At 70.0% G+C, this 1,293-nt stretch carries 1 protein-coding gene and 1 pseudogene; both read left to right on the forward strand.

Going from position 1 to position 1,293, the window contains the following annotated elements:
- On the forward strand, positions 1-808 hold an 808-nt coding region (locus A5779_RS35020; RefSeq protein WP_064887525.1), incomplete at its 5' end, for an ATP-binding cassette domain-containing protein.
- A 240-nt stretch (positions 809-1,048) separates the two neighbouring features.
- Positions 1,049-1,293, forward strand: a pseudogene (locus A5779_RS33255) (alanine and proline-rich secreted protein Apa); the annotation flags it as partial.

Here is a 1,293-nt window from a genome sequence, read left to right on the forward strand (position 1 = left end):
CAACGTGGCATTCGGTGCCCGTAGTAGACGCCGGGTCGGCCGCCGGGCCGCCTCCGACAGCGCCCGCCGGTGGCTGGCCGAGGTCGACGCTGTCGATCTGGCCGACCGGCGACCTCGCAGGCTGTCGGGCGGCCAGGCGCAGCGGGTGGCACTGGCCCGGGCACTGGCCGCCGATCCCGAGGTCCTGCTGCTCGACGAACCGCTGACCGGATTGGACGTGGCGGTGGCAGCGTCGACGCGCAAGGTGCTGCGCCGGGTTCTGGCCGTTGGCGGCAGGTGCGCGGTGCTGATCACCCACGAGCTGCTCGATGTCCTGACGCTGGCTGACCGGGTGATCGTGGTGGAGGATGGGCGCATCGTTGAAAGTGGTTCTGTCGCAGAGGTATTGGCGGCACCAAAGAGTCATTTCGCGGCGAGGTTCGCCGGCGTCAACCTGATCGGGGGAACGGCAGGCGCCGATGGCGTGCTGACCACCGCATCGCAGGCGAACTGGTACGGCACGCCGGCAACCGATGTGCAGCGCGGCGAACCGGCCGTCGCCCTGTTCTCGCCGGCGTCGGTCTCGGTGTACCGCGACGAACCGCACGGAAGTCCGCGCAATACCGTGCCGGTGACGGTCGCCGAGCTCGACAGCCGGGGTCCAGGCATCCGGGTGCGGGCCGATGAGCAGCCTGACGGTGCACCCGGCCTGGCGGCCGACATCACCGCGGAGTCGGCGGCCGAGCTGCGGCTGGTGCCGGGCGACACGGTGTATTTCTCCGTGAAGGCGCAGGAGGTTGCCGTCCACCCGGCGGGGCACCGGAAGTGACTCGCGGTTCGCGACGTAACGCGGGCATACGCAGGTCCGAATCACCTGTTGAGGGTCCGGCGCGGGGAGTGCCCTGAGGCGGGTTGCCAGCTCCGGCGTGGCGCCCGGCACACCCGCGCGTCAGCAATCAATCGTTGGCTTGTTTACCTGGTTATTCGCTGTGCATAGCAATCTCGATTTTGAGCACTCTAAGAGCAACTCACACTTGCGTCACGGCCGTAACACGGTAGTTTCTTCCCCATGGACGAGTCGGATGCGATGTCACATCGGCGCAGAGGTCTGTCGAAGAAGCTGGCGCTGGTTGCGATGACCGGCGCGACCGCCGCGGCTGTTGCGCTGCCGGCGGTGGCATATGCGGATCCCGAGCCGGTGCCCCCGGCCCCGGCGCCCGCCCCGGCTGTGCCCGGGGCTCCCGCCCCGGCGCCGGGTGCTCCTGCGCCCGCTCCGGCTCCCGGAGCCCCCATGCCTGCCCCCGCGCCGGAACC

It is taken from the genome of Mycolicibacterium peregrinum (assembly GCF_001665625.1).
Taxonomy (GTDB): domain Bacteria; phylum Actinomycetota; class Actinomycetes; order Mycobacteriales; family Mycobacteriaceae; genus Mycobacterium; species Mycobacterium peregrinum_B.